A 20,149-nucleotide genomic window follows, 5' to 3' on the forward strand; every position below is an offset into this window, starting at 1 on the left:
CGTTTTCCTAGAATTCGCCTCATTGCCCACACAGAGGTCCACATGAGCCACTACGATTTCATCGTGATTGGCGCTGGTGTCATCGGCGCGTCGGTCGCCCATCATCTCGCCGTCCTGGGCGCACAAAGCGTTCAGTCGATTTCCGTCTGGGGCTCCGACTCTCCGAACCGGGAGCTCCTGCACGTCAACGACCCCGGGTCGGCCGCGCTGGCCTTGCTCGACGCCGACGGGGCCGAAGGCGTCTTCAATATCGGATACGGACGGGGACACTGCAATCGCGGATCTCGCCCGTCTCGTCTGTGACCTCACCGTACTCTAATTCATCCAGGCTTCCTCTCCCCAACACACCGCACGGGTGCGATATCGTTCGAGCACCCGCTCTAGCGTCGACAAGCGGGCTGCGTCATCGTTGCTCGCAAGACGCCGCGTGCCGCGCTCGATCATCAACTGGCGCAATGCAGGCTGGTCGATCAGACTGAAAAGCGCATCCGCCATGCTGTCGGGCCGAGCCAGATCGACCAGCAGTCCCGCGTCGCCGACTTGCTCGCGCAGCGCCTCGAGGTCCGGGTAAAGGACCGGTACGCCCAGACTGAACGCCTCGAGTGGCGGCAGATTGGTCGGGCCGAAATATGTGGGCATCACTAACGCGATCGACTCGCGATACCAGTAAGGCACGTCGCCGTCCGGAACGAAACCGAGAAAGAACACACGGTCGCCCAGACCGAGATCGGCGGCGACCGAACGCACGTATCTCATGTTGCCAAAATCGCTTCCTGTGAAGACCGCACCTACACGGATGCCATAGCGGGACTCCAGCGCGTGCAGTCCCTTCAACAGAAACACATGATTCTTGTGCGACCAGAACAGCGCGGGATAGTAGACGTATTTCAGATCGCGCGGAATTTTGTACTTCGTCTTGACATCGCCGAAGTGCTCCACGTACGCCTCTTCGGAAAGCACTGTCGCGCGGCCGGGCGAGAATGGCATCAAATGCACGCGTTCGCTGTCTACTCCATATCGCCTGACAACCTTCTCGCGGCCGGCCTGCGAATCGACGAAGATGCCGCAGGCCTTCTTCAAGGCAGATCCGTACAGAAATTCGCGACGCTCGAATTCGTGCTTGATCCGGACTTCGGGAAACTCGACGTCGTCGCGGTGTGACAGATCCCAAACGGTGAACAGGTAGTTGAATCGATCAATCGTCAGTGCGAGGTGGGACGGCGTTGTGAAGTACGCAATGTCCGCGCGCATCACCGACAGCAAGCGGTCCACCGAAGCGATCTTGCCCGGTTTCCGCAGAAACGCGCGCGGGCCTACACGGCTATATATTGAACCGAGTCTCGCCGCCAGTCCGCGCAAGCGGGGCACCGGGAAAAAAATAGGCTCAATGCCGCTGCGTCGCAGATCATCGATGGTGGATCGCCGCGTCGTCACAAACTCAACCGCGCAAAGTTCCGGCGGAAGACTCTTTAGCAGCAAGGCAGCATTCTTCGCCTGCTGATAACCCCATCAGAGGTATGTTCATAGTCTATAAATGCGACCATGCGAATAGGCCGTTCCAAGGAACCGTTTGAATTCGTCACTCCTCGCTCCACGTTTCTTGGCCATCTATATGACGATTGCAGCGCTCGACAACGGTTCTCGCGCTCTGTTTGAATTTAGATTGCGCGAGCTTGCTGGCGCCGTTCGTGACTGATTAAGGCAGGTATTTGGCCGGTCCGACGGCTTCCTGAGAAAAGCCCTTGTGCAAGGCTCATATGACGCTCATGCGGCCCTCGGACATCGAGCTTCCGAGGCGGCGAACAGATGCGTGAAGGTCTGTTTCTCCTCGAAACCTGGCCAGTTCCTAAGCGGACCTCTCCACAGAATCGGCCGTGGCGCCGCTTTTCTTTCGACAGCGGTATTCCGTTGCCGACATCGAGAATTGCCTCCTGAACACTTTCGAAAGCCGCTCGCCATTCGTCAGTCCAACCCTGCGAGCGATCTTGTCTATCGGCAAGTCGCTTCTGACCAACAGTTCACAACTGAGATCGAGGCGCGCTCGCAAAAGATATTGCGACGGTGTCACTCCCATCTCGCGCTTGAACAGACGCAGGAAGTTCCGCTCGCTCATCGCCACCGTACGAGCCGCGTCGCCTATTGAAACCGGGCGTCCGCAATTTCGCTCGAGCCAGCGCGCGGATTCCTGTGCCTTTTCCGCCTGCGTGTTCGTTCCCATGGTGCTCAGCATGGTCGTCAAATTCTGATCTTTGGAGACGGTGAAGTGATCGGCAACCGCTGTCGCGATGTCGTATCCGAGGTCCCGCTTCACGAGCGCGAGCGAGTTGATCAGCGCATCGCCGCCTTCGGTCGACGCCGCAACGTTAGAGGTCTCCGGACTCCAGATGCCCGGATCGACCGAAGCCCAGTCGCGGCGAGAAATGCCCGCTGCCGCCAGCAGCAAGTCGCCGTTGCCGAGAGGGTTGACGACGCCGGTCTGCGAACATGCTATGGTCAATAACCCAATGAGCACCTCGTCGGCGGCTGCACGCTTTGCGCCGGGTCCGCCCGCAATATACAGTGCGTCGAAGCCTTGGAACCGCTGGCCGCCCAGGCGCTCGGTCCAAACGCAAACGGATGACGAACAGGCTATCATCCCACCGCAGGCAGAGACCAGACGGACGCTGTAAGGTGCGTTTCTTCTCAGACTGCGAGACTGAATCTCGTTGGCGATATGAAGCACCTCGGCAAGGGTGCCCGCTTCCAGCAGCGAAAAACCGTCGTACAACAAAATTCCTATGAGCTTGACCGCGCGTTCTTTAAATCGGTGGAAAATACCGTTATTTCCTGCATCGCCTAAGCTAGTAGCGTGGGACATGCCGTTACCTCCATTTTGCTTCGGTTCTAGATCGCTGCTCTGGCTTGCGTTGGAACGCTGTGGAAAGCGTATGACCTCGTGAGCTTAGCGCCATATTCGATCCACCATTGCCGCGGTGTCCGCCAAAAGCATGTTTCTGGCCGAGAACGTCGCTCCCAGTATCAACAAGACCAAACCATCGTCTGATTTCTTCAGCGCTGAAAGTGAAAACCATAAAGCCGCTCATCAGGGTTTCCCGACCCACTGGACTTGCTGAGCGATAGACCGATCAGACGGCGAACGCTTCAGCAAGGAAACGACCCGTCAACACCTTGCTGAAAACGGTCATGCATGTAGTCTGAAAATCCCCGCTAGATACCCTTTCTCATGAGCACCCTGAGCTTTGGCTTTGGTTGCCTTCGAATAAACAAGAGCGCGTTCGCGTCACGCGTGGACTTCGCCACCGCCATACGACCAGACATGGAGTCGCTTCATGAGCTTCAGCACGAGATATTCGCAATACTATGATCTTTTCTATCATGACAAGAACTACAAGGCGGAAGCGTCGTTTGTCACCGGATTGCTCGGGCGGTACGGAATAGTTGGAGGTCACGTGATGGATCTGGGTTGCGGCACCGGACGCCACGCGGCGGAATTCGCAGCCGCGGGATTTTGTGTTTCTGGCGTTGACATGAGCGCCGATATGCTTGCCCGAGCCGCTGCCAGGTGTACCACTCTGCCAGGCGCAGTAGCGAAGCGACTGACGTTTCAGCAAGGCGACGCGCGGATCGTCCGCACGAGTGAACTCTACGACGCAGTCGTCTCGCTCTTCCATGTTGCGAGCTATCAAACGACCAACTCCGATTTCATGGCGATGTGTCACACTGCTGCGACGCACCTGCGGCCATCAGGACTGTTCGTGTTCGATTGCTGGTACGGTCCCGCGGTCCTCGCCGCTCCGCCCGAAGTACGCATCAAACGCGCCTCCAGCGAAGAAACCGCGGTGATACGAATCGCCGAGCCCACTATGCGTCCTCATGACAATACTGTCGCGTTCAACTACACCGTCCTGCTAACGGATTTGAAAACGCAGTCCGTCGAGACCGTCCTCGAGACGCATGTGATGCGCTACATGTTCAAGCCCGAGATCGAACTGATGCTGGACCTCAGCGGATTCGAGGTCCTGGACAGTTTGAAGTGCATGGGCGGCGAGTTGAGTGCTACCGATCTCTCAGCGACATTCGTCGCGAGAAAACGGTGATGCTCGGAAACAGCCCGAGCGAGAAAACGTCGGAAAATACAACGAATGGCATGTCATAGCCAGCTTCGTCGATGAGTCGAGACTGAACCGCCAGGCAGTCCTGCGCTGGCTAAGCGCATCGCGTCAAAGCGGCTCGCCGAAAGCCGCGTGCCACCACCTGCCACCCGGATTAAGTGTTTGTTCCGTTGCGTGACGGGCCATATTTGCTGCGGCGAGCAGTCGGTCAGCACCGCGCTGAACTTGACCTGCTGTTGCAGAAACTTCGCGAAAAGGCGGTGGCCAGCATGTCGCGCACCACGCCCACCGTGTAGTCCTGCTGTGCTTCGGTAAGCGCGAGACCACTCGGCAGATACAATCCCTTGCGACTCATGCGTTCGGCAATCGGGAAATTCTCTCCCTTGAACATCCCTTGCTTGAGAAAAACCGGCTGTTCGTGCATCGGCCAGAAGAACGGCCGCGCGCTGACACCTGCTTCCGCCAGCATGGACCGGAGCTCGTCGGCACCGAAGGGCAAGCTGTCGTCCAATACCATCCCGAAGACCCAATAGATATTCTCGGCATATGGCAATGCCACCGGCGCCATCCCGATTCCCGGCACTCCCCGCAAAAGGTTTTCGTAGCGGCGGCCCAACTCGCGCTTTCGCGCGACGTGCGCATCCAGCTTCTCGAATTGCGCTAGCCCGACAGCCGCCTGGAGGTTGCTCATCCGATAATTCCAGCCAAGCTCTTCGTGGACGAATCGCCTCTCTGGCTTGAAACACAGGTTTCGCAAACTTCTCGCGCGCGTAGCCAGCTCGTCGTCGTCGCAGACGATCATGCCCCCTTCCCCCGTCGTGATGTGCTTGTTGGCGTAGAAGCTGAAGCACGATATATCGCCGAAACTGCCGCACTTCGCTTCGTTATAGGTTTGTCCGATTGCCTGCGCAGCATCTTCGATCACAACGAGGCCGTATTTCCTTGCGATATCCAGCAACGGAGCCATGTCCACCGGCAGACCGAAAGTGTGCACGGCCATGATCGCCCGCGTCCGGCTTGTGATAGCGCTTTCGATCTTCGTCACGTCCATGTTCCACGTATCCGGACTTGAGTCGACCAGTCTCAAGCGGGCACCGGTGCGAACAATGGCCGATGCGCACGATATGATCGTGTGCGTGGGGATGATAACTTCGTCGTCGGGACCGAGCCGCAGAGCCACCGCCGCCACGTCCAACGCAGCGCTGCCGTTCGCGACGGCAATCGCGTGTCTGCGGCCGACGTAACCCGCCATCGCACGTTCGAAACGCTCGACGAACGCCCCGTCCGAAGAAATCCACCCGCTTTCAATGCATTCGTTCAGATAGACGCGCTCCTTTCCGTCGAGCAGGGGTTCGTTGACCGGAATCATCGCGCGCCGTCCTTAACTTCAAGCTCGACGCCTGGGCCGTTACTCGCTTCACTGGATCGGCTCAGGTGTGCGGACGCGAAGCGCAATTTTTCCTGCTCTCCCATATAGGGCCCTTGTTTGACTTCGAAGAAAGACGCGTCCTCAAGCATCTCGAAGCCGTGACCGCCCGACGCCAGCAAGATGACATCGCCCGCGTACAGTACACGGCTCGACAGGTAGTCCTTACCGGGCGTATAGAACTTCACCAGGACACGGCCACGCTTGACGAAGAGCACCTCTTGCGTCCATTCGATCTGCCGCACCAACTTGCAGTGAAGATGCGCGTCGATCACTTTTCCGGCGGGATGTTCCATGTACGCGAGTTGCTGAGGAAACTCCTTCGGAGTAAAGAAACTCACACCACTTCTCGAGAACGAATCCCGGATGATCATGGCGAGCGTTTCACCTTCGAACGAGACTACTTCGAAATTCGAGTCATGAACGACCTCTGCGTTTCCCGTTATCGATAGAGCTTCCATTTTTGTTCCTCGAAGAGAGCCCGTAGTATCCCGACACACCGAACCTTCCGGGAGCAAGGCCGCTTACGACATAAATTGGCCCACGGAGGTCCTTCATGCGTCCCCCCCGAAGCTTAGGATCGGTTCGGCGGCCACACGGTCAGATGGCCGAATACGGAATGAAGTTGGCTGACCGGGGTATTACGTTGCAGCGTCACCTCGCGCATTTTTATATCCTCGGCAACGACCGCGGAGAGGTGCACACAGACCGCGCCAATATATTGGCACCGTCCGCCATGACCTTGAATGGTCCATATGCGTTGCTAAGCTGATGAAATCGCACGTCGAGCCCTTTGAATCAAGTGGCGGGGCAACTCACGTTCCGACCGACGTGTCTCTCTCGACTATTGGCCATTCACATGAACAAAAACTCTCGCATCTATGTCGCCGGACATAAGGGAATGGTCGGCTCGGCTCTCCTTCGGCGCCTTGTCAGTTCCGGATATGATCAGGTGATCACAGCCTCGAGACAGTCGCTCGACTTGCTGGATCAGCGCGCCGTGATGGATTTTTTCACTCGAGAGCATATAGACGTCGTCCTCCTGGCCGCAGCCAAAGTCGGCGGAATTCATGCCAATTCGACTCAGCCGGCTTCGTTTCTCTACGAGAACCTCGTCATCGAAACCAATGTGATTCATGCAGCATTCAAGAGTCACACGCAGAAGCTCGTCTTCTTCGGTTCATCGTGCATCTATCCAAAGCTTTGCCCTCAGCCCATAAAAGAGGATTACCTGCTCACGAGCGCTCTCGAACAAACCAACGAAGCCTATGCCATCTCAAAGATCGCGGGTCACAAGCTTTGTGAAGCGTATAACAAGCAATACGGAACGCGCTTCATATCGGTGATGCCCACGAATCTCTATGGCCCCAACGACAACTATGATCTTCAAGGCAGCCATGTGCTGGCCGCGCTCATCCGCAAGGCGCACGAGGCAAAGCTGAACGGACTCGAATCGCTCTCCGTATGGGGCTCCGGATTGCCGAGACGGGAATTCCTTCATGTAGACGATCTGGCGTCCGCGGTTCTCTTCCTGCTGAGCAACGACCTGGTCGAGGGCATGTTTAATGTCGGATATGGAAAGGACATAGCGATTGCCGACCTCGCACGACTGATCTGCGATGTCGTCGGTTTTTCTGGATCGCTGAGATTCGACTCGTCGAAGCCCGATGGGACGCCGCGAAAGTTGCTCGACGTATCGAAGCTCGCCGCTCTGGGTTGGGCGCCCACGATTACGCTCAGAGAGGGCATCGCCTCAACCTACGCCGACTTCGAGAATGACGTGCAGCGTACCGGGCTCGCCAGCGCTTGACGAATTCACGCGGCGCGCGCGATCCTGCACCACGGATTGAAGTTCCGCCCCTGGTATCCAGGGTACCCGTCTGCCGACTGCGGTTCCTGTCCCTCAATGCCAGCAAATCATGTCACTTTCAAGGCCACGACAGGTCATTCCGGTTAGAGCGGCTTGATCAAAGCGTCGGCCTGGTCCGTTGAACCGGATGAATTGCACCGGATTCGCCGCGATGGATCGGAGTACTTCCATTTCAATGGGCGCGCCTGCTTGTTGTATTGACAGATATAATGCATGAGCTTTTTGTTGAGATCCTTGGTGCTGGTGAATACGCCACGCGCAATGTCGTCGCGCTGGATGCGTGCAAACCAGTTCTCGACCTGATTAAGCCATGACGAATACGTCGGGGTGTAATGTATCGACACTTTCGGATGGTCAGCCAGAAATGTTTGAACGGCGTTGGTTTTGTGGCTGCTCACGTTGTCGCAGATCACGTGAATCTCCTTTCCGCGCGGCTGTGCCCATACCACCTCCGTGAGGAACGCAACAAACTGGGCACTGGTATGGCGTGGCGCGGTTTTGCCCAGCACCTCACCGGTGGCAACATTCAATGCGGCGAACAGGCTCAGGGTGCCGTTGCGTTTGTATTCAAAGCCATGGCTCTCGGCGCGTCCAAGCGAGAGCGGCAACATCCGGTCCTTGCGATCCAGCGCCTGGATGGCTGTCTTCTCGTCCACGCAGAACACCACCGCATGCAACGGCGGATTGAGGTACAGCCCGATCACGTCGGCTGCCTTCGCCTCAAAGTCGGGATCGTTGGACACCATGTGGGTATCGAGACGATGTGGCCGAATGTCGTGCTTGCGCCAAATACGCTGCACCGTCACGAAGGCCATGCCCAACTGTGCCGCCAGTTTTCGGCTGCTCCAGTGTGTCGAGCCGTCGGCCGGCTTACGTCGCAGCGTGTAGTCGAGCACTCTCGCTTCAAGGACCGCCAGGTCAGGTCGCGGTGCCCGGCCTGGATGCCTGCCGTACAACCCAGCCAAACGCTCACTGGTGAAACGCATTTGCCACGTTGTAATGAAACGCGAATCGCAACGCAATTCCGCCATGATCGCCGCACGCGAGGCTCCTTCGTCGAGCAGCAAGATCAACCGCGCACGCCTCACCTGGCCAACGGCCATCGTGCGGCTGCGCTTCATCGACATCAGCTCTTCGCGCTCGGTTTCACTCAGATTCATTTTACCCATGCACTATTAGATCAGTGCAATTTCATTGGTTCAATGGACTAGTCCTTGATTCGACTGCTCAAAGCCCTGGATATCGACCTTTCTAGTGCGTCTCGCGTCAGAAGTTGGGCGGCTGCTTTCATTGCCCGTTCGATGCTCATGCGTTTGCGGCGATACGTCTGCTCTGCGTTTGCCAACGCATCGGCGATGGACCTTGCATCCGCGGAAACAAAGCATATGGCGTCGTGAATCTCCTTCATGCTCATCGGGGGAAGTTCGGTGGAAATGACCAATCTTCCCGACGCGACATATTCGACAACCTTGAAAGGAAAGACCCCGTTACCCATTTTCTCTATCGAAACATGCGGGTTCACCAGCACGTCACAGTCGGAAATCAATTTGAACAAGACTCTTTCGTCCACCCGACCGTGGAAGTGCACCGGGTAATCTTCGGCGGACAGCCTGACGAACTCGCATGCCAGCGGACCCGTTCCGCAGACGTGAAACATGAAACGTCCGCCGGACTTCCGGATCAGGTCGAGAACCACGTCAGCACCCTTCTCGACGCTCAGCCCACCGAAATAGCCAACCATCGTTCTAGCATCTGCCGTTCGCGAGAATGGACGCCGCTGTCCACAAGCTTCAATGAGATCGTCCGACACCACGCCCGGACACAACACCACGGGACAACCGCTGCGTTGATGTTCGCGTGTCGATAAGTGATCGTTAACCGCAAGACATAACGATGGAGCGGGTAACACATATCGCCATGCGACGAAGTCGAGCAACGGCTTCGGATGCCAGCGGCGACGAGAAAGCAGCCAATCTTCGAACTGAAGGATCAGACGCGCACCGAACCGGTGCGTCAGCACGCGAGCGAGCATCGACTCGAACGCGTACGCGTTATAGATCCATACGGCTTCGGGCTTGCCGACCTTCGCTATCTCATCGCTCAGCGCGAAGACTTCGAAGAGGTTCAGCAGCTTGCCGATGGGCCTTACCGGGTAGCAGCGAAGCGAAATCTCCCGAATGCGTTGCGTGCCGATGACGGAATCCCGAAATTTTCTACGTGACCATCCTGCCTCTATGTGGCCCGTATTGATCAAAAGAACGTCCTTGGAAAGTTGCGATGCCAACGCCAGAAAAAACTCCACCTTGCGTGCGGCGCCCAGATTCACATTCGCCCCACGATTAGAGGCGCTGTAAGGCGCTATGAAAACAAGCATTTCTGCTGCTCCACGTCAGCGACTCCTGCTTCAGTGCCACGCAAGTCAACGCCACGTGATCGACGCGTGGACAAATACGCGCCGAGAGAGCACCCGTAGATGTCCCCAAAGCAGACCATCAGAGTCGTCACCAGTGGATACTGCTCGAATAGGTTGATGTCCATGCAGGCTGCAATCGTGATCCCAACGAACACCACATAGCGAACTGCCTGACGCCTCGAATGACGCGGACGGATGCGCCAGAAAAACGCCGTCGCACCCGTCGCGAAAATTAGCATACCCACAATTCCGATTTGAAACTGCATCGTCACGAAGGCGTTGTCGATGATCTGATTGAACCGGTATTGCTCAGGGTCGACGCCCGCACGCTGGAGGAGCATGACGGCTGTGTTCGTGCCTACGCCGAGGCCCCGCCCCAAAAAGAGTTCTCCCGGAGTTGCCTCTGACAACTGCTCCGCTATCTTCCCGAGGTTGGATAAACGACCGCCTTCGTCGAGTTGATCAGTCAGCACATCACCGCGGCCGACCGCTTCCACCATGTGAGAATAGCCAACGATTGCGAGCCAAATAGCAATCGGTAGCGCAGTCACCACCAGCAGCATCCGATCATTACGGCTCAGCCGTCCCCCAAGCGTTTCCCAAACTACTACGCCGACGATGGACGCGATACTGAGCATAGCGAATCGCGTTCCCGAAGAGACGGCAATCGCGACCGCGAGGGAGAGCAATATAAGCCGATAAAACAGCCGGGCGCGGTCCAGAACGAGCACCATGCTTGCAAGCGAAATCGCATACATGCCTGCTAGCGCCGCGTTACTGAACAGGCCCGTGTACCGATCCTGCGCAAATAGAACTTGCTGTATTTGTCCGAGTTGAATCCATTGTCGCAGGACAACGTAAAAGTCCAATGCGGCAAGCGCGAGCAACGCGAGGACGAGGGCCGTTTGTCCCTGCTTCTCGGCCGGCAGCAAACTCGCGAACACAAACAGGCCGAATGACGCATGAACCAGCAGAACCCAGCGCAATCCCGCAGGTAGGAAGAACAATGGCGTCCAACCTGCGATGAACGGCACGAGTCCCACCGATACGATGCAAAGAATCCACGTGAAGAACATCAGAATAAACGTACGCATTCCCCCCCGAAAGCGATTCAAACCGAGCGCAAGAGGCCACCCGACTCCGATCAAGGCGATGCTCGCGTCCTTCACGTACTTGACAGCACCTGCTTCATCCATGGCGGCCGAATTTAAGCTCCAGACGTTGATTGCTCCGGTGCCGAGCGCGCCAAGCGCCTGATCCGCGTATTGTGCCAAGCCTGCCGCGAAGAGCGTAAAGACAGCGAGTGAAAATACGAAACGCGGCGACATTCCACACGCTCCTGAGTTACATGCCGACTCGGCCAAACTTCGTCCTTACTCGTGATGCTCCAACGCCCTGTAGCCAGCCAGCGTGATCAGCGCATCCCGCTTGGCGATCTGATAGTCGGACAACACCATTTCCCTGACAAGAGCGGCGAACGTCACGGTCGGTGCCCATCCCAGCTTCGCGTGGGCTTTCGAGGGATCGCCGAGCAAGGTCTCGACCTCTGTCGGTCGAAAATAGCGAGGATCCACTCGCACGATGACCGTCCCGGGCGTTACCCGGCATTCCCGGCCGCTCACACTTTCGACGATCCCGACTTCATCGACTCCGCTTCCGTCAAACCGAAGCTTGATGCCGAGTTCGCACGCCGCCTGGTGAACGAATTCGCGCACGCTGTATTGCACGCCAGATGCAATGACAAAGTCTTCCGGCTCGTCCTGTTGCAACATGAGCCATTGCATCTGGACGTAATCGCGCGCGTGTCCCCAGTCGCGTTTCGCCGACAAATTGCCAAGGTAAAGGCAATTCTGCGAACCGATTGCAATACGCGCGATGGCGCGCGTAATTTTGCGCGTGACGAAAGTCTCGCCCCGAACGGGTGATTCATGATTGAACAGAATGCCGTTGCAAGCGTATATGCCATACGCCTCGCGATAGTTGACCGTGATCCAGTACGCGTACATCTTCGCTACCGCATACGGACTGCGCGGATAAAAGGGCGTGCCCTCCCGTTGCGGCACTTCCTGCACGAGTCCGAACAACTCCGATGTCGACGCCTGATAGAACCGGGCCGTCTTCTCGAAGCCCAGAATTCGCACGGCTTCTAGTATGCGTAGCGCACCCAGGCCGTCCGCGTTCGCCGTGTACTCAGGCTCTTCAAACGAAACCGCAACATGGCTTTGCGCGGCGAGGTTATAGATCTCATCCGGTTGCACCCGCTGAATAATTCGCAAGATGCTCGACGAGTCGGTCAGGTCACCATGGTGAAGATGAAAGCGGCGCTGCGATGCATGGTCGTCCTCGTATAAATGGTCGATGCGATCCGTGTTGAAGAGCGAGGTGCGCCGCTTGACGCCATGCACTTCATATCCTTTGTCGAGCAGGAATTGAGCAAGATAAGAGCCATCCTGGCCTGTGATACCGGTGACCAGTGCAATCTTGTTCGACATGGTTCCTTCTCCTTGTTTTGATACTTCGCTGTGCGTGATACTTCTTGCGATTCGTTCAGGCTGTCCTGACATTGGACTCGCCGCCGCTTTTGCCGTACCCGTCCGACCTGCCGTAGCCTGAACCGTATCGCGCCTTGTCGAGCGGAACATCGGTAAAGAGAGTTCCTGCCACGTTCACGCCACTACTGCGCAACCGGTTGAGCGCCTCATACAGTTCGTCCACCGGATGCTGACCGTGCCGAACGACCAGCAGCGTTGTACCGGCCTGGCGGCCGATCAGCGTTGCATCGGTGACAGCAAGCACAGGCGGCGTATCGACGACGACAGCGTCATACCGCCGCGATGCAACATCGAGTATCTCGCTCAGTCTCCGAGTCGTGAGCAAGTCCGCGGCGTTTGGCGTCTCGCCCCCGCGCGGGATCAGGTCGACGCCATTCATGACATCGCGGACGACCACGTCGTCAAACGCCGCACCTTTTAGCAACTCGGTCAAGCCGGGGCCGCCAGCCGGGTTGAAGGATCTGTGTATGTCGCCCATGCGCATGTCGGCATCGATCAGGAGCACCTTTTTCCCGCCTGTCGCCAACACGATTGCAAGATTGGCCGCGACAAACGACTTTCCTACCCCGGCACGGGAACTTGTGATCATCACGACATTGTTCCTGACTTCCGATCCGATCGATTGCAACGCTGTTCGCAAGCTTCGCACGCCTTCGACCGCGACATCCCCTGGCCATACCGCAGCAAGCACATGTATGCCCGGAGCCTTGCGGCGCATTGCCTCCTGCAAACGAATTTGCCGTTCGCTGTGCGGCACGACCGCGCAAACGGGTATTCCAAGGGCTGCCTCGATCTCGGCGCTTCGTTCGATTCCACCAGACAACGCCTTGCGAAGGAACGCGGTGACGATTCCCAGTACAAGCCCAAGCACGGCAGACAACGACAATAGTACCTGCCAGTTAGGCTTGCTCGACTTCTCGGGGGGCACCGCGAGATCGACAATGCGCACGTTGCCTACGTTGCCCGCCTTGACGACACGAAGCTGTTGCGCACTGTTCAGGAGATTCGTATAGAGGTCTGTGTCGACCTGAACGTTGCGCATCAGACGCACTGCGTTTTGCTCCTTATCCGGCAAACTGGCAACACGCTGGCTCAGCGCTTCGCGGTCTTGTTGCAATCGGGCGATCTTCGAGTCCACCGCCGTAAGTAGCGGGTGACCCTCCTTGTAATGCTGCGAGATGTCGTCGCGCTGCTGCAAGAGTCCGCGCAAGGCGGTATCGAGATCGACAACCTGTTGCAGCAACAACCGGCTTTCCACACTCAGATCGACGGTTCCATTGCTATTACGAAAAGCGTTGTACTTATCCTCGGCTTGCTGCAATTCGTCCCGCAGCTTCGGCAATTGACCCTCGAGGAAGAGAAGCGAGTGTTCGGCCTCGGACGAACGCCTTGCAAGATCCTGAGCGAGATACTGCTGAGCAATCGCATTGACGATGTCCGCAGTGCGCACCGGGTCGGGTCCCTCCAGGGCAACACCGATCATGCCGGTTTGCGACTTTCTTTCTGAAATGACCAAAGCATCTTTCAGCGCGAGGATCGTGGCCTCCATCGAACTTGACTTCAGTGTAAATTCACCGCCGGGAGAAGCGTATAACTTATTGACGAGAAGATGCACCTTGCCGTCGCCGAAAGGCACCACCAGCTCGTGGCCGACTTCCCCTTTTCCGAGCGCTTTGCCGTCAGGTGCAATCAACTTGAAGTACGGGGCCTGTCCCGCCTTTACGATGAATTTGTGGCCGACTGCAGCATGAGGAACATCGAATTTCGATACTTCGATCGACTCGTCGCTCCAGGCGAACTGCCGCAGTCCAAACAGGGGTTTCATGCTGGCGGATCCGCTGCGGAGTCGCGCAATCCAATGACCAATAAGTGGGAAGTACCGAGGTTGCGCCGTCGTTTGGAGATTCAGTTGCTGCACCGCCTCGCCGACCACGAGGCGTGAGCGAATGAGTTCCATCTCGGCGTCTGCACTGGCTTTCACCCTCGAATCGAATATCGAGGCAAGCCGGCCCAACGCTTCGGCTTCGGGAGAGCTGGACGCGGGTGTGCCAATCTGTATGAGCGCATCGGCCCGGTACAAGGTCGGATGCATCAGGCCGTACAACGATCCCAGCGCGAGAACGCCGAGCGCAATCATGCCGATTAGACGCCAGCTCTCGCCGATTGTGCGAAGGTAATCCGAGATGGAGATCTCATCGCCCTGCAGCGGATCATCGCGCGTGATCTGTTTCCTTGAGGCCATGGTTTCTCGGGTGGAGTGCTTTGCGCCCGCCAGCGGGATAACGCCAGGGGCAACCAGTTACGGGAGCGACGACGCGACGCATTGACCGTGCGTCCATTTAGACAGGTACTCTGCTACTACTTCAACGACTGAAATTCGAGAATGCGGAACATTCGCCGCCGCAGTCTATTTTAGATAAGCCTGCTGCTTGCGCCGTGTCGAGACCGAAATCGCCAAGATGTTGTCGGGCATGATAGGACGGTCGTTTAGAATGAAACGATCCACTGGCCAGTAGCGTGACCCCTGGTGTCGTGAGTTGGAAATTCGTTTCATTAATTGGTTTTTCTGCCAGCGGTGACGAAGTGCCGCTTGAAGAGGCGTTCAGATTCTCGCAGGCCGTCCTCCGTCAGCACCACGGATTTCGCTTTGTTGACCGGATCGGCAATGAGCCCTCGTTCATGCAGTCGGTTGAGAGCATCCCAATCGAAGCTTTTCCAAGCCCGGCTATGGTCATGCAGGGTCAAATAGAGAAGCGCGAGGACAGCATCGTCAATCGCCGCAGTATTGATGTTCATGGCGTTCATCCTGATACCATCAGCTGCCATCGCCAGCGTCTGCTGCTTCATCTTGTTCTGCCCTCCTTATTCACTCCGATCTATAACGCTCGGAGTAGCTCTGCGGTGGACTTGATCAGCTTTGCCCCAGATGCGGGGTCGGTCTAAGTCTCGAACGGCCGGTTGCCGATCATCACGACGTGGTGTGCGCCACGGACAGTAGCTCGTAGTTCCAGCATGTTCCGCGGACTTACAGCAAAACGCAGGACATCGCTTCCCGACACGAGCGTTCCAACCGGAGCGCTCGTACTATTACGCGAAAGCTGCAGCAGATAGAGACCGGACGACGCGCTCTCTACGCGGTTCGCATCGCGTGACACCAGCACCATGACTGCATGCCCTTCTTCGTCCTTCGGGCAGGAAATCTCAGTGTCGAAACTGCCGCCATCGAAATGCACGGTGTAGAGGCCCAATCCACCGATCCGATGCCTGGCATCCTCCAATGCGCGAAGCGCTCCACTGCGTATCGTCACATCGTCGGTGAAAGTGGTGGCAGGCAGGGTGTAGCGAGGCTGCGGTTCTTTGAAAACACAGTCCGATGACTGGACGGATCCGACAGGGCCGTCAGATCGAACGACCGAAACGCCGAAAGACTGCTGGATGTTGACACCGGAAACGCAGGAGGAGACGTCGAGTTCTCCTATGAACCCCGGGACGAGGACGCCATGACCAAGGTAAGGATCGTCCCATCCGGCGCCAACGGCACCGGTTCGCTTGCGATGGTCGCGATAGCCGACGCGTTCCATATAAACGCCGTTGAAGACAGCCGATTGGCATGCATCAACCAGCACCGCTGGACGCGGCGAGTAAGCGTGCGTTATTTGCATGAAGACATTGCTATTCGAAGGGCGCGCATAGCGCGCCATGACGCGTATGCAGAATCCGCAAATGCCCCGATAGGGATACGCCCTCGCCGGTGACGCGGCATTAGTCGGCGCGCTGAGTCTGCGCTCGCTGTTGATTGACTTGAAGAACGTGGCATCGAACCATTGATCGATCTTGCGCTCATCGTCGCCATAGACGCGGTCATAGATGTTACGTACGTTGATGATGGTGCACTTGTCCGCGAAGCCGCCTCGTTCGTTGTAGTCGTCGTTGCGATCGACCCATTGCCCTCCGACAAGAACAGGGACGCCCGTGCGCAGCGCCTCGATATTGCTGAACGTGCACTGTTCCAGCACAGCCGCATAGATACCCACCCCGCAGCCGATAAAGTGAAGTCTGTCAAAGATGCAGCCTGCGAGCGTCGCGGACAGGGCGCCAAAAGCCATGAAGCAATCCACGCATGTCAGATTCTCGAGCCCTGCATCCATCGCCGTGTCGAATTGATCGAGCAAGCCGAAAGTGACTGGCTGCGACGCGTCCGCCATGCCGTAGCGATAGTTACCCTTCACCACGGCGTTATGTCCATATAGTTTGACCCCCGGCCATACGCCTACGCAATAGGGCTGTCGCATGGGAGGCTCAGACGGGAGTCTCCTGCCTTTTCCCTGCTTAACCGTGCCATCGTCGTGACAAGGGATCGCCAGCGTTCCGCGCGCGGCTGCAAGGTAGAACGTGCCGTTATCAAGCACAACGCACTGAGTCCGGCCCGTCGATGCATAGAGCGATCCTGCGAATGCGACGGCGCGATTGATCGCGTCACCGTCATCCGTCGTGCCGTCACCGCGTGCACCGAACCATCGGGCATGGATGTCGCCCTCGAATACGCGCTTCCAACGCTTTCCGCTCTTCGAAACCAGCACTGTGCCACCATTGTCCCGGCTCAAGACGTCGGTAGGATCGAGCCAATAATATGCAGCATCCAAATCGCGTTCGCCCGCAGCGTGCTGAAAAACGAGCAGTCTCGTAAGCGGTCCGCCGTAGTCACGCAAGCTGGCGTAGCCCTGAATCGGACCTTGCGCAAGCACAAATTCAGCGAGGTGTCGGATTTCGGTGTATGCGAGCGAAGACCTGGTGACTATCAGCCTGTCGTCGGGCGACAAGTCGCTCACGGGCTGCATCGAGGTCGAACCGCTCTGCGCGTGCGACGGCTGCAGTCCCGATGCCTGCCGTTGCGCCGCTTGTGCAGATGCGCCAGACAGGCCGAAGCAGGCGGCCATGATTCTCCTCAAGGCTCCACGTCTGTTTTTGAGCGCGTCCCCCGCCAACCGCAACTTTTCCTGGAAGTCGGCCATACGTTCAGAAGGTGGGTGCGAGAGTCACGAAAGCGGACCCAGCGACGCGTGCGCAAGAATCTGCTTCCTGCAGAGGCCGATATAGACGCCATAGTCGGCGATGATGCTCGCAATGATGGACGACCAGACCACCCATTCCACTGTGCCAAACTTCAAGAGCAGACATACCTTGAGCGGAATGGATACCGTGCTAAAGATCAGCACGGCGAGCAACTGGGGGCGCAATTCGCTCATTCCATTCAGAAAGATGGTGAAAGCGTTTCCCATTGCTTCAACCACCGCCAGCATCCCCGCCGCGCACAGCAATGAGAAAGGTACAGCCAGGTGATTGCCCGTCCAAACCTTCAGAAGCCAGGGGGAAGCTGCCAGAATCAGCGCGCTTGTCAGCACCGCGATGCCGCCCGTGACGCCCATGGACACCTTCAGCGTGTGCCTGATGAACACCTTCTCACCCCGCGCGTGTGCGTCGGCATAGAGACCCCAGAGCGGCCCCGACAGCATGGCCATCCCGACGGTGATCGCCTGGAACAACCGCTGCGCAACGGCCAGTCTCGCCACTTCCTTCGCGCCGAGAATGTTTGAAACGATCAGGGGATCGCATGCGCTGCCGCATATCATGCCAAGTTGAAGAATCAGGAACATGCCGCTCGTCCGCAGTAGCAGCCTCGAGTCTTGCCACCCCGTTCCCGCCCACATGCCGCGATGAACTCGAAAAATCCGCTCACGTCGAAGACGCCAAACGAGAATCAACGTCGTGCCGACCTGCATGCCATAGGTAGAAAGCACGAGATACGGCAACGATGCGCGATAGCGGTTGCAGAGATAAAGAAGCGGTAGCGAGAGAAAGTATCCGATCGCAGCAGCGATATGTGGCTCCCATGCGCGCTGAAGACCATGAAAAACCTTTCTCACGCCGCTTAGTGGGATGTTCACGCAAAACAGCGTGATGAAAACCACGGTTGACTCCACCGCTTCTCTTGTGACGTCTGCCGATTCGATCTTGAGCAGCCTTTGGAAGTCCAGCAACCTCACGGCACCAACGAGCACAGCCCCAGCGGCTGCGCCGATCACCACGAGCAGCAGTACGCCGCGAGTCACAATCGTCTGCAGTTTCTCTTGATCGTCGCTCGTTTTCGCGTCCGCAACCAGGTTGACGAGGCCATTCGCCACGCCAAGGTCAAGCACCGACAACATCACTGCGAGGCTTGATATTGTCATCCAGATGCCAAAGCGCTCTTGCCCGAGATACGGAAGCGTTAAAGAGACCGAGAGCAGCACTACCGCAAAGCCCATCACGGCACTCACCGCATTGCATGCAGCGGAACGCGCGGCGCGCACATAGCGATCCCTGTCGCGCCCTTCCGAGGCTCCGATACCAAACGGCAAGCGACGAAAACAGAGCCGCAGGATGGAAACCGGTGCGCGCACGAAAAAATTATCTGCAAGCGGCATTGGAGCGTGTGATCCTCTGACGCTGCTCTTCCGCGAATGAGATGTCCTGGAAGGGGCAGCAACGGTTGAGCGTAAAATCGCGCTGACGAACTCAACTTCCTGCGACAGCCATCCTGCACGCGTGTGTTAAAGCAGAAATGCTTACGCTACCTGCTTGCTCATCAACGCGATATAGTTCTGCGCGACTCTGGAGATATGAAACCGATTGTTGAAACACTGCTTTGCCGAACATCGCATCGCAACCTTCTCGTCGTCCGGCAGCATTGCCCATTGCGTCAGAAGGCGGGTGATACCCTCTCGCGTGTCGTCGTCCACGAACCCGGCTCCATCGGCAACGACCTCTTGCCAGATTCCGACCTTGTCGGTCAAGAGCACCGGCACGCCGCACGCTAGTGCTTCGGCCACCACCACGCCGAAGTTTTCCTGATGCGAGGGCAAAACCATGACGTCGGCAGCGCGCAGCAGGGACCACTTGTGCGCCCCCGTTACCATGCCAGGCCAGCTAACACGATCCGCGATGCCGAGCCGCACGGCCTCGCGACGCAATCTCGCCCCGAGTCCATGATCATCGGGGCCTGCGACGACGAGGCGATAGTCGGTGCTCAAGTTCTGGATATCGTGAAACGACTGGATTAGCAAGTCGCAGCCCTTCTTCTCGTGAATTCGCCCGAGAAAGAGGATGATCTTGCCCGGCGTCGCTAGCGAATGCCGCTGCGCAACGTCCAACGTTTCCGTCGAAGGTGGCGGTGCCGTGCCAATCATCATCATCAGCTCCTTCGCCCTGTACAGCGGAAACGCCAAGCGCGCCAGTTCGCGCTCACTGTCGGTGGTGAAGAGAACCCCCTTCGCATTGCTGATGACATGACGCTCCACAAAAATCCAATAGACTAGCTTCTTGGCATGTTTCAACGGGCGGCCGATGTTGAACCATGGATCGAGCATGCCGTGCGGCATCACGAAATATGGGATCTTTTTCGGAAGAAGCGAGAGAACGGCCGCCGCGCTGTGGAACTGCCATATGCCGTCTACGATAATTGCATCGTACTGGTTCGCATGCTGTGTCAGCCACCCAACAAGCCTGAAGTTGAGCGCGTATTTGCCAGCGTGGTGGCCTAGCCTGACAACCAGATCGAAAGCATTGTCGTCCGATTTGTCAGCATCAATAGATGAGTCAAGACAGACAATGTCGATAGTGTGTCCGGAAAGCCTGAGCTCCGTCGCGAGCCGTTTGAGCGCCTCAGCAGGGCCACCATATCTTCGCTCGATTGACGAGATAATGTGAAGGGTTCTCAAGGCGGGATCTCCGGCTGAC

The 20,149-nt window shown here is 57.4% G+C and carries 16 protein-coding genes; 3 read left to right on the top strand and 13 right to left on the bottom strand.

The window, feature by feature from the left end:
- Nucleotides 1–42: 42 nt before the first annotated feature.
- Nucleotides 43–303 (top strand): NAD-dependent epimerase/dehydratase family protein, encoded by a 261-nt coding sequence (locus OKW44_RS07650; RefSeq protein WP_035471868.1) that lies wholly within the window; start codon nt 43–45, stop codon nt 301–303.
- Nucleotides 304–315: 12 nt separating this feature from the next.
- Here the strand turns inward: OKW44_RS07650 and OKW44_RS07655 are convergent, their stop codons facing one another.
- Nucleotides 316–1,272 (bottom strand): glycosyltransferase family 4 protein, encoded by a 957-nt coding sequence (locus OKW44_RS07655; protein WP_162634106.1) that lies wholly within the window; start codon nt 1,270–1,272, stop codon nt 316–318.
- A 574-nt stretch (nt 1,273–1,846) separates the two neighbouring features.
- Nucleotides 1,847–2,857, bottom strand: coding sequence for a GlxA family transcriptional regulator (locus tag OKW44_RS07660; RefSeq protein WP_018425000.1), 1,011 nt, complete (start codon nt 2,855–2,857; stop codon nt 1,847–1,849).
- Between the two features lie 472 nt (nt 2,858–3,329).
- Here OKW44_RS07660 and OKW44_RS07665 point away from each other — a divergent pair, with 472 nt between their 5' ends.
- Complete coding sequence (locus OKW44_RS07665) at nt 3,330–4,097, top strand: class I SAM-dependent DNA methyltransferase (protein ID WP_018424999.1); 768 nt, start codon at nt 3,330–3,332, stop codon at nt 4,095–4,097.
- Between the two features lie 223 nt (nt 4,098–4,320).
- On the opposite strand, the gene OKW44_RS07670 is transcribed toward OKW44_RS07665, so the two are convergent.
- Both OKW44_RS07670 and OKW44_RS07675 read right to left on the bottom strand, forming a co-directional pair.
- A complete protein-coding gene (locus tag OKW44_RS07670; protein WP_018424998.1) occupies nt 4,321–5,481 on the bottom strand; it encodes a DegT/DnrJ/EryC1/StrS family aminotransferase in 1,161 nt (386 codons plus the stop codon).
- Entirely contained in the window at nt 5,478–5,999 is a 522-nt protein-coding gene (locus tag OKW44_RS07675) for a cupin domain-containing protein (protein WP_018424997.1), read from the bottom strand. The genes OKW44_RS07670 and OKW44_RS07675 overlap by 4 nt, the downstream gene beginning before the upstream one ends.
- Before the next feature lie 398 nt (nt 6,000–6,397).
- Here OKW44_RS07675 and OKW44_RS07680 point away from each other — a divergent pair, with 398 nt between their 5' ends.
- The gene (locus tag OKW44_RS07680; RefSeq protein WP_018424995.1) at nt 6,398–7,348 is read left to right on the top strand and encodes a GDP-L-fucose synthase family protein; all 951 of its coding nucleotides are present in this window, start codon (nt 6,398–6,400) and stop codon (nt 7,346–7,348) included.
- Between the two features lie 143 nt (nt 7,349–7,491).
- Here the strand turns inward: OKW44_RS07680 and OKW44_RS07685 are convergent, their stop codons facing one another.
- The 9 genes from OKW44_RS07685 to OKW44_RS07725 all read right to left on the bottom strand — a co-directional run bounded on the left by OKW44_RS07685 (nt 7,492) and on the right by OKW44_RS07725 (nt 20,130).
- On the bottom strand, nt 7,492–8,577 hold the full coding sequence (locus tag OKW44_RS07685) for an IS630 family transposase (RefSeq protein ID WP_026226620.1): 1,086 nt from the start codon (nt 8,575–8,577) through the stop codon (nt 7,492–7,494).
- A gap of 38 nt (nt 8,578–8,615) precedes the next feature.
- Complete coding sequence (locus tag OKW44_RS07690; RefSeq protein ID WP_018424993.1) at nt 8,616–9,782, bottom strand: glycosyltransferase; 1,167 nt, start codon at nt 9,780–9,782, stop codon at nt 8,616–8,618.
- The gene (locus OKW44_RS07695; protein ID WP_018424992.1) at nt 9,767–11,149 is read right to left on the bottom strand and encodes a hypothetical protein; all 1,383 of its coding nucleotides are present in this window, start codon (nt 11,147–11,149) and stop codon (nt 9,767–9,769) included. Before OKW44_RS07695 ends, OKW44_RS07690 begins: the two co-directional genes overlap by 16 nt.
- A gap of 45 nt (nt 11,150–11,194) precedes the next feature.
- Complete coding sequence (gene gmd, locus OKW44_RS07700; protein WP_018424991.1) at nt 11,195–12,313, bottom strand: GDP-mannose 4,6-dehydratase; 1,119 nt, start codon at nt 12,311–12,313, stop codon at nt 11,195–11,197.
- Nucleotides 12,314–12,368: 55 nt separating this feature from the next.
- Nucleotides 12,369–14,615: a polysaccharide biosynthesis tyrosine autokinase gene (locus tag OKW44_RS07705; protein ID WP_018424990.1), complete on the bottom strand. Its 2,247-nt coding sequence runs from the start codon at nt 14,613–14,615 to the stop codon at nt 12,369–12,371.
- Between the two features lie 311 nt (nt 14,616–14,926).
- Nucleotides 14,927–15,169 (bottom strand): DUF6429 family protein, encoded by a 243-nt coding sequence (locus tag OKW44_RS07710; protein ID WP_026226619.1) that lies wholly within the window; start codon nt 15,167–15,169, stop codon nt 14,927–14,929.
- Between the two features lie 143 nt (nt 15,170–15,312).
- Nucleotides 15,313–17,310, bottom strand: coding sequence for a putative phage tail protein (locus OKW44_RS07715; protein ID WP_018424988.1), 1,998 nt, complete (start codon nt 17,308–17,310; stop codon nt 15,313–15,315).
- Nucleotides 17,311–17,409: 99 nt separating this feature from the next.
- Entirely contained in the window at nt 17,410–18,837 is a 1,428-nt protein-coding gene (locus tag OKW44_RS07720; protein ID WP_018424987.1) for a lipopolysaccharide biosynthesis protein, read from the bottom strand.
- Nucleotides 18,838–18,978: 141 nt separating this feature from the next.
- A complete protein-coding gene (locus OKW44_RS07725) occupies nt 18,979–20,130 on the bottom strand; it encodes a glycosyltransferase (RefSeq protein WP_035472324.1) in 1,152 nt (383 codons plus the stop codon).
- Nucleotides 20,131–20,149: the final 19 nt, after the last annotated feature.

The organism is Paraburkholderia lebeckiae (assembly GCF_050436325.1).
GTDB lineage: Bacteria > Pseudomonadota > Gammaproteobacteria > Burkholderiales > Burkholderiaceae > Paraburkholderia > Paraburkholderia tuberum.